This window comes from Flavobacterium subsaxonicum WB 4.1-42 = DSM 21790 (genome assembly GCF_000422725.1).
Lineage (GTDB): Bacteria > Bacteroidota > Bacteroidia > Flavobacteriales > Flavobacteriaceae > Flavobacterium > Flavobacterium subsaxonicum.
Map to the genome: position 1 here is coordinate 384,974 of NZ_KE383909.1, position 18,943 is coordinate 403,916.

Annotated in this window: 18 protein-coding genes; 12 read left to right on the top strand and 6 right to left on the bottom strand. The window is 42.8% G+C overall.

Going from position 1 to position 18,943, the window contains the following annotated elements; all coding sequences use genetic code 11:
- Positions 1–22 precede the first annotated feature (22 nt).
- The 3 genes from G509_RS0112120 to G509_RS0112130 form a co-directional block, all read right to left on the bottom strand.
- The gene (locus G509_RS0112120) at positions 23–301 is read right to left on the bottom strand and encodes a DUF6520 family protein (protein ID WP_026991774.1); all 279 of its coding nucleotides are present in this window, start codon (positions 299–301) and stop codon (positions 23–25) included.
- 90 nt (positions 302–391) lie between these two features.
- On the bottom strand, positions 392–1,888 hold the full coding sequence (locus G509_RS0112125; RefSeq protein ID WP_026991775.1) for a MauE/DoxX family redox-associated membrane protein: 1,497 nt from the start codon (positions 1,886–1,888) through the stop codon (positions 392–394).
- Between the two features lie 183 nt (positions 1,889–2,071).
- Positions 2,072–2,365: a hypothetical protein gene (locus G509_RS0112130; protein WP_026991776.1), complete on the bottom strand. Its 294-nt coding sequence runs from the start codon at positions 2,363–2,365 to the stop codon at positions 2,072–2,074.
- Between the two features lie 645 nt (positions 2,366–3,010).
- Between G509_RS0112130 and G509_RS0112135 the strand changes: the two genes are divergently transcribed.
- The 7 genes from G509_RS0112135 (at position 3,011) to G509_RS0112165 (ending at position 10,436) form a co-directional block, all read left to right on the top strand.
- Positions 3,011–3,403 carry a plasmid mobilization protein gene (locus G509_RS0112135; protein WP_026991777.1) on the top strand — a complete coding sequence of 131 codons (393 nt, stop codon included), beginning with the start codon at positions 3,011–3,013 and terminating at the stop codon, positions 3,401–3,403.
- Positions 3,388–4,701: a relaxase/mobilization nuclease domain-containing protein gene (locus G509_RS0112140; protein WP_026991778.1), complete on the top strand. Its 1,314-nt coding sequence runs from the start codon at positions 3,388–3,390 to the stop codon at positions 4,699–4,701. Before G509_RS0112135 ends, G509_RS0112140 begins: the two co-directional genes overlap by 16 nt.
- A 17-nt stretch (positions 4,702–4,718) precedes the next feature.
- Positions 4,719–6,701: a conjugal transfer protein MobC gene (mobC, locus tag G509_RS0112145; protein ID WP_026991779.1), complete on the top strand. Its 1,983-nt coding sequence runs from the start codon at positions 4,719–4,721 to the stop codon at positions 6,699–6,701.
- A gap of 58 nt (positions 6,702–6,759) precedes the next feature.
- A complete protein-coding gene (locus tag G509_RS0112150; protein WP_026991780.1) occupies positions 6,760–7,782 on the top strand; it encodes a PDDEXK nuclease domain-containing protein in 1,023 nt (340 codons plus the stop codon).
- A gap of 89 nt (positions 7,783–7,871) precedes the next feature.
- Entirely contained in the window at positions 7,872–9,311 is a 1,440-nt protein-coding gene (xseA, locus tag G509_RS0112155) for an exodeoxyribonuclease VII large subunit (protein ID WP_026991781.1), read from the top strand.
- On the top strand, positions 9,289–9,501 hold the full coding sequence (xseB, locus tag G509_RS0112160) for an exodeoxyribonuclease VII small subunit (RefSeq protein ID WP_026991782.1): 213 nt from the start codon (positions 9,289–9,291) through the stop codon (positions 9,499–9,501). Before xseA ends, xseB begins: the two co-directional genes overlap by 23 nt.
- 227 nt (positions 9,502–9,728) lie before the next feature.
- Positions 9,729–10,436: a hypothetical protein gene (locus G509_RS0112165; RefSeq protein WP_131450714.1), complete on the top strand. Its 708-nt coding sequence runs from the start codon at positions 9,729–9,731 to the stop codon at positions 10,434–10,436.
- 19 nt (positions 10,437–10,455) lie between these two features.
- Here G509_RS0112165 and G509_RS0112170 read toward each other — a convergent pair whose 3' ends face one another.
- Entirely contained in the window at positions 10,456–11,214 is a 759-nt protein-coding gene (locus tag G509_RS0112170; RefSeq protein WP_026991784.1) for an XRE family transcriptional regulator, read from the bottom strand.
- 90 nt (positions 11,215–11,304) lie between these two features.
- Here G509_RS0112170 and dinB point away from each other — a divergent pair, with 90 nt between their 5' ends.
- Genes dinB through G509_RS0112195 form a run of 5 tightly spaced genes read left to right on the top strand, consistent with a single transcriptional unit; the run spans position 11,305 to position 18,038 of the window.
- A complete protein-coding gene (dinB, locus tag G509_RS0112175; protein WP_035738923.1) occupies positions 11,305–12,462 on the top strand; it encodes a DNA polymerase IV in 1,158 nt (385 codons plus the stop codon).
- Between the two features lies 1 nt (position 12,463).
- Positions 12,464–15,526, top strand: a complete 3,063-nt coding sequence (locus G509_RS0112180; RefSeq protein ID WP_026991786.1) for a DNA polymerase III subunit alpha — start codon at positions 12,464–12,466, stop codon at positions 15,524–15,526.
- 9 nt (positions 15,527–15,535) lie between these two features.
- Positions 15,536–16,924 carry an exonuclease domain-containing protein gene (locus G509_RS0112185; RefSeq protein ID WP_026991787.1) on the top strand — a complete coding sequence of 463 codons (1,389 nt, stop codon included), beginning with the start codon at positions 15,536–15,538 and terminating at the stop codon, positions 16,922–16,924.
- Positions 16,925–16,932: 8 nt separating this feature from the next.
- Positions 16,933–17,553 (top strand): alpha-ketoglutarate-dependent dioxygenase AlkB family protein, encoded by a 621-nt coding sequence (locus tag G509_RS0112190; protein WP_316931104.1) that lies wholly within the window; start codon positions 16,933–16,935, stop codon positions 17,551–17,553.
- Positions 17,554–17,612: 59 nt separating this feature from the next.
- Complete coding sequence (locus G509_RS0112195; RefSeq protein ID WP_026991789.1) at positions 17,613–18,038, top strand: DUF1810 domain-containing protein; 426 nt, start codon at positions 17,613–17,615, stop codon at positions 18,036–18,038.
- Positions 18,039–18,071: 33 nt separating this feature from the next.
- Here the strand turns inward: G509_RS0112195 and G509_RS22030 are convergent, their stop codons facing one another.
- The gene (locus G509_RS22030; protein WP_051200189.1) at positions 18,072–18,491 is read right to left on the bottom strand and encodes a hypothetical protein; all 420 of its coding nucleotides are present in this window, start codon (positions 18,489–18,491) and stop codon (positions 18,072–18,074) included.
- A 99-nt stretch (positions 18,492–18,590) separates the two neighbouring features.
- A complete protein-coding gene (locus G509_RS0112205; RefSeq protein WP_026991790.1) occupies positions 18,591–18,776 on the bottom strand; it encodes a DUF3606 domain-containing protein in 186 nt (61 codons plus the stop codon).
- Positions 18,777–18,943 lie beyond the last annotated feature (167 nt).

Here is an 18,943-nt window from a genome sequence, read left to right on the forward strand (position 1 = left end):
GCTGCATTGCATTTAAAACCTGCTACTCAGGTTGTCGTAATACGAATGCACAATCAGTGCTGCCAGCGCCTTTTCTATAAAGTTGCTGAGCACCGGGAATTGCATTTACTGTACAGACCGCACCGGGGGCAAGTGAACACATCGTAGATGAAATACAGGGCTGCGTTGCTGACAGGTGATACCATCCTGTTTCATTTACTAATGCAGATTTCTGGCTCTTAGCCTGCGATTCGACGGCTCCGGCAGAAGCCAGTGCAATGACTGCCATTGGCAGGATCATTTTAAAAATGCTTGTTTTCATAAAAATAAAAATTAAAGTTGGTGATCTACTCTGTTCCAGGTTTTCGATCTAACCCCTGTTTCCATCGATTGGTTACTTTTTATGGAAGTATTATTTGTAGTTGTGAGTAATCTCAGGGCTTAATTTATATGCCACCAAAGCATTGCCCACTAAAGCATAGAGTGTATTGCCCTCAACACGAAAAGATCTCAGTTTTTCGTTACCCTCAGAGTAGATATAAAAACTACATTTATAGCTGCCGTTTGTTAGGTCATAAACATCTATTATACTTGCGTCTTTCCACATATCTTCGGGCTCAAACCTTCCCATAATTAAAGAATTGATGAAAAGGAGATTGTGATAGACGGTTGAACTTTTATTGACGACCAGTGGTGGAGCTGACATTTTCTGCTGGTTACGGTTTACGATTTTAGCTATCTTAATTTGTGCCTTGCTAATGGTATCAATTGTGTTGCCTCTTGAAATCAATTGCAGGTTTTTGTCGGTAGAAAAGAATTGGTTTCTGTAGCGGTATATATAGACAATCCGATTTGAAGTAACATCAAAATGCAACATCCCATCAGAATCAAATATTCCATCATTCTGTTTTTGTAATAAACTATCATTGTGTACGAAACTTTCAGGTCGAATAGTATATTTTCCCAGATTGCTTGTCAAAGTAGAAGTCTTTAACCCACGAAATACAATAGTATTGGAATCAAGTGGTTCGGCACTTGAGATAAAAGTATCGCCTCTGAATTTTAATTGTGCTTTCCAGTTGTCAGTTGTACCAATATAAATACAGGAAACCGAACCGTCATAGACTATAAAATCTTTAGATAAGATACTTATTTGAACCGATTGAAATGGAAGATCTTGGCGGTCTAAAGTAATCTGGTATGATTTTGTTTTTTTTAAATCACGATCAAATTCGATCACCTTAAGAGGAGTAGTATAATTACCTAAATATATTTCGGCATCTGAAGTTCCGGCAAAATAAAACGAATTGTATTTTAAGTCAATTTGCTGGTCTTTCTCTGCAGCCATTCTTGGAAATACTCTGATAAAAGAATTATGATACTGAAGCATCTGCTTTGAAGATGCATAAAGACCAATTACCAATCCTGATGATAGTGCAATACATAGTAAAATTCGAGCGGTTAAGTTTTTAATTTTAAATTTTTTATCATCAAGTGAAGACAGGGTAATTGCTATTCCGGCTATAATCACAAAAAAAATATTAAACCACAAATGCTGTTTCCAATCCATTTTTTCCAATATACCGCCGCAGGAGCAAGGAATCGAAGAGCTATAATTCAGGATAATAAATATATAAGCCGAAAACATTGTCATTAAGCTGAAGGAGGCATATAGACCTGATAATTTAAACCTTGGAATAACCAGAGTTGTTACTATTAATAATTCAAGAGATGGAACTACAATGGAAACAAAACCCGCGAACGCGGCAAGTAATGGTGATTGCCCAAGTTGTACCTGAAAATTTTCAAAATCCAACAGCTTGCTAACAGCAGCATAAGTGAATAAAATTATATAGAGGTAACAGACAATCTGGATGATATATTCTCTATAAGGCGGAGCTATTTTCATTGCCGTAATTTTAAGATTGTTATTCCGTTCGGTTAAGCCAAATTAGGTGTAATAATTAAAATAAAGCGTATCAAAAAACGGCTAAAATGTTTTAAAATCAGGCTATTATATATGTTTTGTTATCTAGTGGAGTAATAATAAAAAGGGACATGATATCACACATCCCTTTTACTGCATTACCTCTTATTTCTTATCCTTCGCTGAAAGCGAACTGAGCTTTTCGCTGAGTTCAACCAGCCCTGCTTTTTCCAGAAAATCATAAGCCAAATCCTTTAACTCCTTAATGGTTTCTTCCGGTGCATTAGAGAAAAGATTGGAGTCCTTGTCCTCCGGATCAGTAGATAACCCACGTTTGATAACGTGGTTTAAAAGGAACACATTTTTACGCGAGATCTTCAGGTCGATCTTCACTACGTCGTTCATGCCAGGGACACTCAAAAGGGTGTCGAAAACCATAGCTTCTTCATTTGTTGTCATAACATTTAATGGTTTGAATTAATACTAAGTAAAACACAAAAGTAAAAAGCGTTTTCCAGAATTTCATGGTCGAAATTTAGCCATGATTGTTAGTGAGTTAGACCTTGATTACCTTCGTCATTAGTATAAGGCTTAGGATGTGGTAATGGACTTTTTTACTGATGATGAACCAACAAAACCCTTCCCTGAAACGGGAAGGCATTTATCGGTTTTCAAAGTTCATATAGGGATTGAAAAAGCACACCTCCCAATCGTTGCATAAAGGCATCTGCGATGTTGCTAAATTAAAAAATGGAGATTATAAATGCACGGTGTGCACTTTCATTGAAAGCTAAAAAGTGACTGCCTGCAGTTGGGCTTTTCTAAGATGGTAATTAGGAAAAGTATCCATTACGGATTTCCTCATTTTTTGGATGGACCAGTAGGGTTTAGATTTTGATTCTCATTGGAGTACGAAAAGCCTTTGAAATTATAGCTGTTAAAAGGTCTTAAGGACATTCAAAGGGCAAGGGAGATTGCAACGTTCCTGCAATCGGCCAGATGTCCGTTTGTATCACAAACGAATCTGGCTGCCCGGTCACTCGGAACTCGTTGGGCAGTGACACTGAAAAGAAAGAAGTGTTGGAGAAATGAAAATGAAAGAAGATGGAAAAGAAAGAAAACAACCGTACCAGATGGATACATCTTAGGCTTAGCCCTGTTGAATACCAAAAGATATTCAAGGCTTTCAGCAAATCAACCTGCCGAAAAATCAGTGAATATGTACGTAAAAATCTTTTGGACAAGCCTGTAGTGACCAATTACCGCAACCAGTCCCTTGATGAATTTATGGGTGAACTGATTCGCTTGCGCGGTGAGCTCAATGCGATAGGGAACAACTTTAACCAGGCCGTAAAAAAATTGCATACCGTGCAGCAAATACCTGAATTTAAAGCGTGGCTGGTCAGCTATGAACTGGAGCGAAAGATACTTTTTAATAAGGTCGATGAGGTTAAAGTGCACATTCAAAAAATGGCAGAACAATGGTTGCAATCATAAAGACCGGCCATTCCATCCGCAACATTTTCAACTACAACGAAAATAAAGTGAAGGAAGGTGTGGCGCAATGTATTGGTGAGGGAAATTATCCCGTTGATGTGGATAAAATGAACCTTACAATGAAGCTTAACAGGCTATTAAAACAGGCAGCACTTAATGATAATGTGACGCGGAACAGCGTGCATATTTCCCTGAATTTCGATCCGTCGGAAATAGGTTTGCCGCAAGAAAAACTAATGGATATCGCTGCTGATTATATGGAGCGGATAGGCTTCGGACAGCAGCCTTACCTTGTGTACCAGCATCATGATGCAGGGCATCCGCATATCCACCTGGTTTCTATAAAAATTAAGGATGATGGCAGCCGGATAGATACCCAGAATATTGGGCGTAACCAGTCCGAGACGGCAAGGAAAGAGATTGAGAAAGAGTATGGTTTGGTTGTGGCACAAGGGCGTAAAAAAGGGGAAGGTTTTGAACTGCAACCCATCAGTACCGCTAAAGTGCGGTATGGCAAAATACAGTCAAAAAAAGCGATTACAAATGTATTGAGTGTTGTGCTACCGAACTATAAATATGCCAGCCTGCCGGAACTCAATGCGGTGCTCCAACTATATAATGTTAAGGCCGACCGGGGGAGTGAGGGCTCACGAATATTTAAAGGAGGTGGGTTAGTATACCGGATATTAGATGAGAATGGCATCCCTACAGGTGTGCCTGTCAAAGCCAGTGATTTTTATAACAGGCCGACCTTGAAGTTTTTAGAACAAAAGTTCCCTGCAAATAAGGTGGCACAGGTGCTGCACAAGGCCAGGGTAAAAAGCGTCATTAACCGGGCGTTGTTAGGTAATAGTGTTGTATTGTCCGGCTTCATCGGCGCCTTGGAGAAGGAGGGCGTAAACACCGTACTAAGGAAAAATACAGAAGGTATAGTCTATGGGATTACCTACGTAGACCATACCACCAAAAGTGTTTTTAATGGTAGCGCCTTGGGCAAGCCCTACAGTGCTAAAGGCATATTGGAGCGATGCGGTACTACAGCAAAGGACGATCATAAAGTCGTGGTTAAGAAAAATGATGTTAGCCGGCGCATTACAGAGAGTAATAGGGCAAAGGCAATTACGAATAGACAAGGCGCACCTCCTATGAATAGCCTTATTAAAGCAAATGGTGATAGTGCAATTGAGAAACTTGCCGACCTGTTAACGCAGGCTGAACAGGCACCGGGATACATTCCGGGGGAACTTAAAGGCAGGCGGAAAAAGAAAAAAAGAAGGGGACGGTCCGATAATCCATAATATAAATCATCATGGCAATGCAAACCGGAGAAAATGAACAGGCACTAAGGAAAATTCTTGACATGACCAGGCTGATCAGTATTGTCATACTGGCACTGCATTTTTATTATTACTGTTATGCTGCATTTGAGCAGTGGGGAGTAATTAGCGGCTTCAGTGATAAAATTCTGGGCAATGTTCGCAATACAGGATTATACAGTAATTTTCACAAATCAAAGTTATTTGCCTTAGCCTTTTTGGCTATCTCTTTATTGGGTGCGAAGGGGCGCAAGGATGAGAAATTAAGTTACAAGGCCGCCTTTACATACATTATTACAGGTATGCTTTTGTATTTTGCAGGCTACCTTGCACTGCTGTTGCCCTTTAAAATTATCTGGGTAGCAACAACCTATATGTGTGTTACCGGTGTCGGTTTTTTATTGGTGCTGACCGGGGGCACACTGCTCTCCCGCATTATAAAGGACAGGCTTAACAACAAAGATATTTTCAACAAAGAGAATGAGACTTTTCCACAGGAAGAGCGGCTTTTGGAAAATGAATATTCCATTAACCTGCCGGCCCGCTATTACCTTAAAGACAAGGTACGGCAAAGCTGGATTAATATCATCAACCCATTCCGTGGGATACTGGTATCAGGTACGCCCGGTTCCGGTAAATCGTATTTCCTGATCCGCCACGTCATTACCCAGCACATCCGCAAAGGGTTTACAATGTTCGTGTATGATTTTAAGTTTGATGACCTCTCGCGGATCGCATACAATACCTGGCTTAAGTACAAACACCTGTATCCTAAGCCACCGAAGTTCTACGTTATTAATTTTGACGACTTGTCTCGTACGAACCGCTGTAACCCGTTAGAACCTTCAGCCATGACCGATATTACGGACGCGGCAGAGTCAGCCCGTACGATCTTGATGGGGCTCAATAGGGAATGGATAAAAAAACAGGGAGACTTCTTTGTAGAATCTCCCATTAATTTTGTTACCGCCATAATATGGTACCTGAAAAAATATAAGGATGGGGAGTTCTGTACCCTTCCCCATGTTATTGAACTGATGCAGGCGGATTATGACAGCCTCTTTACATTACTCCGTACCGAAAAAGAAATTGAAGTGCTCATCAATCCCTTTGTCAATGCGTATCTTAATGACGTTATGGAGCAGCTGGAGGGACAAATCGCCTCTGCTAAAGTAGCCATGGCAAGGTTGTCATCACCACAGCTATATTATGTACTATCAGGGAATGAGTTTACACTGGACATCAATAACCCGGATGACCCTAAAATTGTTTGCATGGGCAATAACCCCCAGAAAATCCAGATCTATGGAGCCGTTTTATCCTTGTATGTTACCCGCTTGGTAAAGCAGGTAAACAAAAAAGGAAAGCAGAAAAGCAGCCTGATTTTTGACGAATTCCCGACCATCTATTTAAACAATATGGACAGCCTAATTGCGACAGCCCGTAGCAATAAAGTCTCGACCTGCCTCGGTATCCAAGACTTCAGCCAGCTGCGTAAAGACTACGGGCGTGAGCAGGCCGATGTGATTATTAATATTGTAGGGAACATTGCCAGCGGGCAGGTAACCGGTGATACCGCCAAACAATTGTCAGAGCGTTTTGGTAAGATTATGCAGGACAGGGAAAGCCTCTCGATCAATAGTGGTGACACCTCGATAAGCCGTTCAAAACAATTGGAATCGGCGGTGCCACCCTCAAAAATTTCATCCTTAAGTTCAGGGGAATTTGTCGGCATGGTTGCCGATGACCCTGAAAATAAGATTGAGCTTAAAACGTTTCACTGTGAGATTCTCAACGACCATAAAGCCCTCAAAGAGGAAGAAGATAGCTACAAAGAAATTGAAGTGATACGCAAGATTGATAATTCGATGGTGCAAAAGAATTATCTGCAGATCAAGCAGGACATACAGGATATCACACATTCTGAAATAAACCGCCTGTTAAGTGACCCTGCCTTCGCATACCTGGTAATCAAAAAGTAAGGCTGGGTTTTTAAAGATCTTAATTATTAATCTACTTTTACATATAATCAATCGTATCATGGCAATTAAAGATATAGTAGCTACAGACACCAATGAAGACAGCCTTTTCAAAGAGTTATCTTTCCTTATTGAGCAAAGCCAGGGCAGTCTGGTGGCACAGGCAAACAGTACTCTGACCATGCTTTTTTGGCATGTCGGCAGCCGTATTAATCGCGAGATCCTGCAATATAAGAGGGCTGAATATTCAAAACAGATTGTGTCGACACTGTCGACACAATTGAAGGCGCAGTATGGTAGGAATTTTGAATTGCGAAATTTAAGGCGTATGCTACAGTTTGCCGAAAAGTTTCCTGATGAGCAGGTGTTAATGACATTATCACGGCATTTGAGCTGGTCCCACTTTGTGGAATTGCTGCCTTTAAAAACCCAGGAAGCGCAATGGTATTATGCCCAGGTTGCCGCGAATGAAGTTTTGGGGATACGTGACCTGCGCAAAAAGATTGCTTCAAAAGATTTTGAGCGCACTGCTATTGCCAACTTACAAAATGTAAGCAACAACCCCGGTATCCATAACAATTTTAAAGACCCCTACTTTCTGGATTTTTTAGGGTTGCAGGACACCTATCTTGAGAAAGACCTGGAGCAGGCAATCCTCAGGGAACTGGAAAGTTTTATATTAGAATTAGGTAAGGGCTTTGCTTTTGTGGAACGCCAGAAACGGATGATCATTGATGGGGAGGATTTTCATCTGGACCTGTTATTCTATCACCGCATACTTAAGCGGCTCGTGGCAGTGGAATTAAAGCTGGGCAAATTCCAGGCAAAGCATAAAGGACAGATGGAGCTCTATTTGAAATGGCTGGACCGCTACGAAAAGGCAGATGGGGAAGGTGCACCTATTGGGCTCATACTTTGCGCTGAAAGCAGCCGGGAGCAGGTGGAGTTACTGGAGATGCATAAAGATGGGATAATGGTGGCAGAATACTGGACGGAACTTCCATCTAAAAAAGAACTGGAGCGAAAGATACATAGTATTTTAATTCAGGCTAAAGAAAGGATGGATAGAAACAGGTTGGGATAACCATTTGCCTTTCTGTCGTTATCATGCATGTATTATAGCTTGGCCATTACATTAATAATGCTAAATTTGTTTTATAACCTGAATGGCCAGTGTCACAATTTAGTAACCCCATAAAGCTTTCGCAGCTGAGCACCCTGATTACAGATGCCATAGAGGTGGCATTCCGTAATAAAAGCTATTGGGTAATCGCAGATGTAACTAACCATTCGTATAAAGAAGCGAAGAATTTCCATAATTTTGATCTGGTAGAGAAAGATGGAAATTCTCATGCTATTGTAGCCAAAATAGCCGGGAAGGCATGGGGTACCAGTGCTGTGAAGATTAAGGATTTTGAAAATGTAACTGGGCAGCGTTTTACTAATAATATCCAGGTACTTATACTGGTAAGCATTGAATACCATGCCCAGTACGGGCTATCTGTAACGCTCCTAAATATTGACCCCAATTTTACCCTGGGCTTGCTGGAACAACAGCGCAAAGCGACCCTTGAAATGCTGGTGCTGCGTAATAAATTTATTAAAAAGATTGGGGACGGCTACCTTACAGATAATAATGAACTCAGGCTGAATCCCGTTCTGCAGCGTATAGCGCTGATTTCGTCATCAATATCAGCCGGTAGTGAAGATTTCAGGCACACCCTTGACAATAACGATTACGGTTATACCTATCAGGTGGATGATTACTTTGCCGGAGTGCAGGGTGAAAAAAATGTACAGCAATTTGTGGATAAGCTGGTAGCCGTGTATAATTCCGGAGTTGCCTACGATGCAGTAGTAATTGTACGCGGTGGCGGTGCACAGACTGATTTCCTTATCTTTGATAATTATCGAATTGCACGCACTGTAGCGAAGTTCCCCATTCCGATAATCACCGGTATAGGGCATCAGAAAAATGAGACCCTTACCGACTTAATGGTACATACTCAGACTAAAACGCCGACGAAGGCAGCAGAATTTATTATTGCTTACAATAGAAATTTTGAGGAAAAGATGGTTACATTCCAGAAAAACGTGGTCATGCGCTCACAACAGTTAATTGCTGTTGCCCAGCAAAAATTGACCGTGCTTAACTATGGTGTTATAGAAAGTTCTCGCAATTCATCAGCCAGACAAAAGGACAGGCTCATTACACTGAACCATAAGATAGCTGAAAGGGCAAAATCCATTATCTTTAGCCAACAGAAAAAACTGTTACAGATCTCCGCCATACTTACTGTCAGGCCACAGCTTCTGCTTAAAGACAGGAAAAATGAAATTAAGAACATAGAGAAGAATATAAAAATATATACAGATGCCTGTTTAAAAGAGCAGGATGAAAAACTAGCGAATTTTGAAACAGCTATCCGTATCATGTCTCCTGGAAATATATTAAAGAAGGGCTATGCAATTATAATGAAAAGTGATAAAATAGTCTATAATGCAGGCAGCCTTGAACCGGGTGATGATATAGATGTTGTATTTTACGACAATATAATACGGTCAACAATAAAAGAAAAAAACGGATATAATGGAAGAGGGAATGACTTATGAGAAAGCTTATAATGAGCTGGAGCAAATAACTAAGGAAATCGAAAACGAGATAATAACGGTAGATGTGTTAGCAGATAAAGTCAAGCGAGCTTCCGAGTTGGTTGAATTCTGCAGGGAAAAACTCCGTTCCGCAGAATTGGAAATTAATAAAATTATTTCAAATAGGGATCCTCAGATTTCAGCGCAATAAAGAGAAAGCCTTTAGGCTCATCTTGTTCTTTTATATTGTCTGAACTTCGGAGATACTGGTTTTTTCACTCATAATAGTGGGGCCTTAAAACTAAGTTCTAGTACTATTGGTATGTGGCTTATAATTTCTATTGATTAAATACATTTACAAACTCTGAAAATAAAGGTTCAATGATTATCTTTCTAACTTCGTAACAAGCTTTAATAGGGCGTTAAATAATGATTATTATGAATCAAAATACTATTGAAGAGCTTCTCTCATCACTTGGGCAATTTGAAGCGATGATAGATAAAGCTGAAATATCATCAAAAAAAAAATATTTTGATGGGGAAACTCAGGCACTAAAGGATATCCGCCTGTTTCTTAATGGCCTGATAAGTAAGATTGCAGGAACGCTAAGGACATCTATCAAACACCCAACTTTTGAAAAAGGATATCAAATTGCTTTATCCGCCTCCTTTATTCGTACGCATTTTCTGTTGCACCGCTTATTATTTGAAGGTCATGGAGTGGAAGCCATGACTTTGTGCCGGAAGAATCTTGAAAACCTTACACGGATATACGAACTGGATAAAAATACCATTATTAAACTGTCTAAGAAAACACCTAATGTTAGAAATATTTTAGGGAATCTTGGTAAGTTTTTATATCCGACATTGTCAGAAATAGCACATTTCGGCACAATGGATATAAGTGCCCTACTATCAACTAAAATTGAAAGCGGAATACATAGCGTTTCAATTTATCCTAACTATGAGGCCGAATTTCAAAATCTTATAAATGCTGATATTGTTATTTCATTACGTTTTTTAGCATGGCTTATACTATTTTGTGAACTTAATCTTGATTACAATCCCAAAGAAGATATGGAAATCTTATATGTACTAGGAAATATGTGCATAGAGGAAAAAATTCTTGTTCTTAGTAAAGCATGATAATTTTTCTCTTAAAGGATTATATCTTTGTTTTTCGAATTTCATTGCGTAGTTCGAGAAACATACCACGGATTGAATCAAAACTTAAGTCGTCGGCTTCGAATTCTGTTGTCTCGATACTGCAGGCATACTCCCAAATCTCCAGCACTTCGGAGACCCGTATCTCGTAAGGTTTGTAAAATGAATTGTTCGACTGGAGCATCAGGCGGTTATTGCCATTGCGGTTGAGGCGCTTATAGACAATGCCCTCGCTTTTGGTGAGCAGTACGTACGTCCGCCCGTCCATTACATCCCCAAGCTGTTCCACATACCTCCCAACGATAAAAGAACCGTCTTTATGCGGGGGCATGGAATCACCTGAAACCGGGAATGCGCGGTATTTGCCGGCACGTAAAAACGGTAGCGAGATCTGTTGCAACTTCTCGATAAACTCAGGGTCACTATATCCGCTGGTGTAACCCGCTTTTGCTTTGTGCGGTATGACCTCAATAATATTCTCCCCATCCTTATCCACTGTGATTGGCAATAATATACGGTTGCCCGCCAGTTGTAGCAGGTCTTCGACAGGCACTTTACGCACATCTACCGACAGCAACAGGTCAATACTGATATGGTAATAATGGGCGATGCGCTGCAGGAGTGCATAAGGGGCTTCGGAGCGTCCGGACTCGTATTTAACATAGGCTCCACGCGAAATCAGAAGCTCGTCAGCAAGCTTTTCCTGGGAAATATTCTTTTGGCTCCTTAAGTACCTGATGTTGTCGGAAAATAAAGACATAGTATTAATTGTTACAAATTGGAACAGCAAATATAATTTAATTTGTTACAATCTGGTCTAATTTTGCAATGTATTATTAATGCAGTGATTATGGAAAGGGCAATCGTACATATGGACCTGGATACATTCTTCGTATCCTGCATGAGGCTTCAACACCCTGAAATGGAGGGGATTCCACTGATTGTAGGTGGTGGCGACCGTGGTGTGGTTGCTTCCTGCTCGTATGAAGCGCGCAGGTTTGGCGTACGCTCGGCAATGCCAACTAAAATGGCACTAAAACTTTGCCCTGAAGCAAAAATAGTAAAGGGCGATATGGAATTATTTTCTCGCTATTCCAATACTGTTACCGAGATCATTGAGGAAAAAGCCCCCATTGTGGAAAAAGCTTCCATCGACGAGCACTACCTCGACATCACCGGGATGGATCGGTTCCACGGTGCCTACAAATGGACCAATGAGCTGGCAGCAAGAGTGACCCATGAAACGGGGCTACCGATAAGTTTTGCGTTATCGGTGAATAAGACCGTTTCCAAGATAGCTACCGGGGAGGGCAAGCCCAAAGGCAACCTTGAGATTACCGCCATGCAGGTACGACAATTCCTCAACCCACTTTCCATCCGTAAGATCCCGATGGTAGGCAATGCTACCTTTACATTATTATCCCGTATCGGTATTCGAAACATACAGACCCTTGCCGAAATGCCCGCGCAGGTGCTGCAGGAAATGATTGGGATGAACGGGCTGGAACTTTGGAAAAAAGCCAACGGGATCGATATCCGGCCGGTAGAACCCCACCGTGAGCGCAAATCCCTGTCCACCGAAGACACCTTTCACCAGGATACTACCGATATACACTTCCTGCGCGCTGTCTTATGCGGCATGGTAGAGTCCCTGGCCTACCAGCTTCGCCAAGAAAACTGGCTGACATCAACGGTAACAGTGAAGATCCGGTATTCCAATTTTGACACAGAATTTAAGCAGTGTACTATTCCGTATACTTCTGCCGACCATACCCTTACAAAGACTGTACTGGAACTTTTTAAAAAGCTCTTCCATCGCCGCATGAGCCTGCGCATGGTCGGCGTGAGTTTCAGTGGGCTGGTACGCGGTACCTACCAGATCAATATGTTTGAAGATACCGTGGAATTAATGTCGCTTTACCAGGCAATGGACAAGATCAAGAACCGTTTTGGAGCCAATGCCGTGATGCGCTGCAATGGTGCGTTCCTGAAACCTAAAGCCCTTTAAAATGTACCTCAACTGCCATTCCTTTCACAGCCTGCGCTACGGGACCATTCCGGTAGCAGACCTTATACCGCTTGCAGCCGCCTGTGGGGTGACGGCTATGGCACTTACCGATATCAATACCGTGACCGGTATCTATGAATTTTACCGTCTGTGTAATGAAGCAGGCATCAGGGCTATCGTCGGTATGGAACTGCGCCAGGACAACAGGCTGCATTATATCACGCTGGCAAAAAACCGCACAGGCCTTGGGGAGATCAACCGCCTACGCACCCAGCACAACCTTGCCGGTACGGCGTTGCCACTTGTCGCCCCGGACTTCGAAAATGTCATTGTAATATATCCCAGTGAAAACATCCCTGAGGTGCTGCGGGATAATGAATACATAGGCATTCGGCCTGAAAATTTTTCTTTGCTCATACGCCCTGAAAGGAAATCAAAGCTGGATAAAATGGTTGTATTGCATCCTGTTACGTTTCGCGACAAACCGGAATACAACCTGCACCGTATCCTTCGAGCCATTGACCTCAATACCCTGGGGAGTAAACTTACCGCTACGGATTATTGTACCCCGGGCGAAGTAATGGTACCTGAAAGCGAGCTGCTTGCCAACTACAGCCAGTATCCCACCATTGTTGCTAATACAAAAAGAATAATGGACAGCTGCCATTTTGAATACGAATTCAAAGTGCCGCGCAATAAAAAGCATTATACCGCAAACCGGGATACCGACCTGCAACTCCTGACCCGCCTGGCACAACAAGGCCTAATTAAGAGATATGGCATTGGCAACCGTGATGCACAGGAACGTATTGAAAAAGAACTTAAGGTGATTCACGAGCTTGAATTCAGCGGGTACTTCCTCATTACATGGGACATTATACGCTATAGCAATTCGATGGGATTCCTCCATATCGGGCGCGGCAGCGGTGCGAACAGCATCATTGCCTACTGCCTGGGCATTACCGATATCTGCCCCTTGGAACTCGACCTGTATTTTGAGCGTTTCCTGAACCTGAACCGTAAAAGCCCACCGGACTTTGATATCGACTGGTCGTGGAAAGAGCGCGATACGATACTCGAATACATTTTTACCCGTTACGGGCGCGAACACGTGGCTTTTTGCGGCACCAACGTGGAATTCAAATACAAGTCAATTTTTCGTGAGGTGGGTAAGGTCTTTGGCCGCCCCAAGGAAGAGCTCGACAAACTCTCAGGGACTTCGATGGACCAGCACGATAGAAACGAGATCGTCAGGCAGATACACAAATACGGGATGATGATGGAAAAATACCCCAACCAACGCTCGATGCATTCCTGTGGTATCATCATTTCCGAAGACCCGATAACCGATTTTACGGCACTCGAAATGCCCCCGAAAGGTTTTCCCATCGTACAATTTGATATGCATGTTGCTGAGGAAATTGGCTTTGAGAAATTTGATATCCTCTCCCAGAGGGGTATCGGCCATATCGATGATGCCGCAAAACTGGTTAAAAAGAACCGGGGCATTGATGTGAATATCAGGGACACTTCCATTTCAAAAGATGAAGCCACCTGCAACGAGTACTTAGGGCGTGGCAACACCATCGGCTGCTTCTATATCGAAAGCCCTGCCATGCGGGGGCTGTTGCGTCGCCTAAAATGCGACAACTATAAGGTACTCGTAGCAGCTTCTTCGATCATACGCCCCGGGGTAGCACAAAGCGGGATGATGAAGGAATATATTTTCCGTCATAACTATCCTGATAAGTTTGAGTATTTTCATCCGGTTTTTGAAGAGCAGCTGGGCGAGACGTATGGTATTATGGTGTATCAGGAAGACGTCATCAAGATTGCCCTGCACTATGGCGGGCTTCCTGCAGCCGACGGGGACATCCTGCGACGAGCCATGAGCGGTAAGGGGCGCTCTAAAGAAGCACTTCAACGGGTAAAGGATCATTTTTTTGAGTGCTGTGCCCGGCAGGGACATCCCGAACAGCTAAGTACAGAAATCTACCGCCAGATCGAATCCTTTGCCGGCTACTCATTTTGTAAGGCGCACTCGGCCTCATATGCCGTAGAAAGCTATCAAAGCCTTTACCTTAAAGTACATTACCCTATTGAATTTATGGTAGCCGTGATCAATAACCAGGGCGGTTTTTACCGTACCGAAGTATATGTGCATGAGGCGCGGATGTCCGGCGCCATGATACACAATCCCTGCGTGAACAAAAGCGAGATTGAAACCACGTTATATGGAAAGAATGTGTACCTGGGCTTCATGCACCTCCAGGGACTGCAAAAAGAAGTAGCACAAAACATTGTTACGGAGCGGGAGGAGCACGGTGAATATGCTTCATTGGAGGAGTTTATCTACCGGATACCTATCGGTATTGAAGGGGTGCAGCTGCTGATCTATATCGGTGCATTCCGTTTTACAGGAAAAACCAAGAATGAATTGCTGGTGACCGCCCGAAGGATCATGCTGCGGTTCACCCCGAAAAGTATCGGGCCAATGCTGTTCCCGTATGCCGTACAGCACTACGAACTGCCGATGCTCTTGCGTTCGCCTTATGAAGATGCCTTCGATGAGATTGAACTGCTGGGTTTTCCGGTGTCGGTTACACCCTTTAACCTGCTGAAGACTTCTTACCGTGGAGACGTTAAGGCATGCGACCTTGTACAGCACCACAAGAAACAGGTGAAGATGCTGGCCTATCTGGTATCGCGCAAGCATGTGCCCACAAAAATGGGTGCCATGTATTTCGGGACATGGATCGATGCCAATGGAGAATTCTTCGATACGGCACACTTCACAGGAACCCTTAAATCGTACCCATTTAAAGGTGGAGGCTGTTACCTGCTGCTTGGCACCGTGGAAGTAGATTATCATTTCCCGACCATTACCATATCCAAAATGGAAAAGATGCCTTTTATACCGGACCCCCGCTATAGGGAAAGTGATGCAGAGAGTTCCCAAACCCAGGAAAGGCTGCGCGAAGATGTGTCGATGACCCATCGTGAACCGTATCCGCAGGAGCAAGAGATCAACCTGCCTAGGCATAAAATGGTCCAATCAAAATAGAAGCGTAAAATGAAGAAAACGGAATATGCTATTGTGGATATTGAGACCACAGGCGGTAATGCCAGTGGCAGCCGCATTACCGAAATCGCTATTATAATACATGACGGGACGAACGTACTGGACCGCTTCGAGACCCTCGTAAACCCGCAAAAAGAAATACCGCTGCCCATAGTTGCACTTACGGGGATCAATAATGAAATGGTACGTGATGCACCCCTCTTTGAAGAGGTTGCGGAAAAAGTCATGGAGTTGCTTGAAGGCCGAATTTTTGTGGCGCATAATGTGAACTTCGACCACTCGTTTGTCCGCCACGAACTTGGGAGGGCCGGCCTTCAATGGACAGCAAAGCAAAAATTATGCACGGTCCGTGCGGCAAGGAAAATAAGGCCGGGCATACCTTCCTATAGCCTTGGGAATCTGTGCCGCTCGCTCGATATCCTCTTAGAAAACAGGCACCGTGCCGGGGGCGACGCTGATGCTACTGCCATCCTGCTATCCCTTTTACTACAATGGGACAGTGACAATGTGATTGGAAAAATGGTTAAGAAGAATGCTCAGGACCAGCGCTTACCGCCCAACCTGCCTCCGGACGACTTTGAACAGCTGCCCGAAAAGCCGGGCGTGTATTATTTTTACAGCCAGCAGCGGCAGGTGGTATATGTCGGCAAGGCCAAAAATTTAAAGAAACGTGTGGCACAGCATTTCAGCGGCCATAAGATCACCCCGCAACGGCAAAATTTCCTAAAGGATATTTACTCTATCTCTTTCGAGGTTTGCGCTACCGAATTCATGGCGCTGCTTCTGGAATGTTGCGAGATTAAAAAGCTTTGGCCGGTACACAACAGGGCGCTAAAGAAGTATGACCCAAAATTTGGTCTGTATGAATACGAGGCGCGTAATGGCTACCGGTATTTAGCGATTGGAAAATTGGCGAAGCACCAATCCTATATTGAAATGTTCCATTCCCAACATGATGGTGTGAACCTGCTGCTCAAACTTACGCAGCAGTTTGGAATTGACCACAGGTTTTGCCATTATGGAACTATCGAAGGGGAAGCATCGGCAGTACGGGACCTGAGCAATTTGCCCGACGTATCAGAACACAATAGTTCCATTGACCATGCACTTGATTTTATAGCCGAAAGCAGGCCCAGTTTCGGTATTATTGATAGAGGGCGTACTGCCGACGAGTGCAGTTGTATTTGGATAGAAAAAGGCCACTTCTATGGGATGGGATACATAGCTTCTGACATTGGTATTTCGGAAGCTTCCGAAATTAAAGGCTATGTGACACCCCATAAAAGCAACAATTATATCATGCAGCTGATCACAACATTTGCTGCCAAATACCCGGGTAAGGTTGTCCGGCAGGCTACTTTAATGGAACTCCAACAATAAAAAATGGAATGATGACACTTTTTGACGACAAAGAACTGTTTACGGTCGGCACTTCATCTAAAAAATATATTGACCTGCCGGACCTGGAATTAATGCATTATGATGGTTTCATTGCAAAAGACGCCGCCGATGCATATTATAATTCACTATTACACAATACACCCTGGCGTGAATACCAAATGCCGATGTACGATAAAATAGTCACGGCACCACGTATGGTTGCCTGGTACGGTACTCATGAAGAAGCCGGCGAAAATGCGCTGCCCTGGACACCGGAGCTTTTAGAGCTGCGTTTACGGGTTGAGAAAGAAACAGGATTGCAATTTAATGCAGTTCTTTTAAACCTGTACCGCAATGGCAACGACAGTGTGGCGTGGCATTCCGATAAGGAACACCGTATTGGAAGCAACCCTAATATTGCATCGGTAACCTTTGGGCAGACAAGGCCCTTTAAGTTCCGCCATAAGACCAACAAGGAAATCGCTCAGGTTGAAATACCGCTGCATCATGGTACTTTGCTGCTTATGTCGGGTACTACCAATACCTTCTGGGAGCACCATATACCTAAGTCGGCTAAAGAAATGTTGCCAAGGATTAACCTTACCTTCAGGCAGGTAAAACAACGCTGATGAGTTTAACAAAATTTAAGAAATTTCTTCATCCAAAAAAATTAATTTCGCAGTCATATATGGAAGACAACTACAAATTAATACGTTTTTTAGAAGCCCAAAACCAAGTATATTTAAAGGCTTTATCCGAAATTAAAATGGGGCAGAAACAGAGCCACTGGATGTGGTACATATTTCCGCAGCTTTTGGGTTTGGGTTCCAGCGAAAATGCACGTTACTTCGGTATCACGGGATTGCCGGAAGCAACGGCGTACCTGCAACACCCCACACTTGGCAAACACCTTCTCGAAATTACTAAAGCACTATTAGCCATAAATGGCAAATCGGCTTCGGATATTTTTGGGTATCCTGACGATCTAAAATTGCATTCTTCAATGACGCTCTTTAGCATGGTGGAAAATACGGATCCACTATTTAGTGAAGTAATCAATAAATATTTTGGAGGCCTCCTCGACAGCGGTACCATACAGTTACTGGAAAAATAAATAAAATTTTGCAGTAATCATTAATAGACGGAACTAAAGATAAGGTTCTATTTTTGAAATAGGGTCATACCTGAATATCCGGAAGGCAATAACTACGGCGATAGCAAAAATTATATGCCCAAAAAATAATTGTATATAGTACGATCTTCGTGATACATCATCATGGATGGAAGTTAAGTAAATGGCCCTCCAGGACATGATGCCCACCAAGCCACTAACAACGCCGAATAGGATCCCGGATAAAAATCCGAATTTTACGTCGGTATACCTCCAGATGGCCTCATAGGTAATTACCAGGGCAAAGCCAATGACATAATGTGCGATCCAGCCTCCTAACTTATGCCATTTACCCTTGAGGTGAACACCAATGCCTTCAAGTATAAAATTCATCATTACGGGCTCTTTGAACAATTTTTTGTAACTGGCCGAAAGCAGGTAGCTAAAGGTGGTCATTATATTGGTTGCTGAAAAAGCCGCGATGGCTATTTTAAGTAAATTCATTACTGAATCGTTTCTTTAGTCAGAAAGGATTGCCATACGGCAATCCTCTGGTTACTTTTGTTTCTTTAGATAGGTTTCAACTTTGTCCGGGCTATTGCTTCCCGATTCTTTTACTGCATTTATAAGTTCGTCTTTACTTACCCCAAACTTTTCAGACCAGTAACGCACTTCATAGTCTTCCGATGTGCTGATGCGGTCACGGTCCGGGCTTCCTGTATTTGATTTGTTATCACTCATGGGATGTATTTTACAGTTTACACTAAGATAAGTATTGCTTTAATGTAAGCCGAAGGCTTTAACGTAACCTTAGCAGCACCTGGTTGGTTAAAAGGTACAGATAATTTTCGTACAATTTAAAAGGCTATTCCTTTAAATTAAAAGTTACCTGCTTATATTTATCGTAT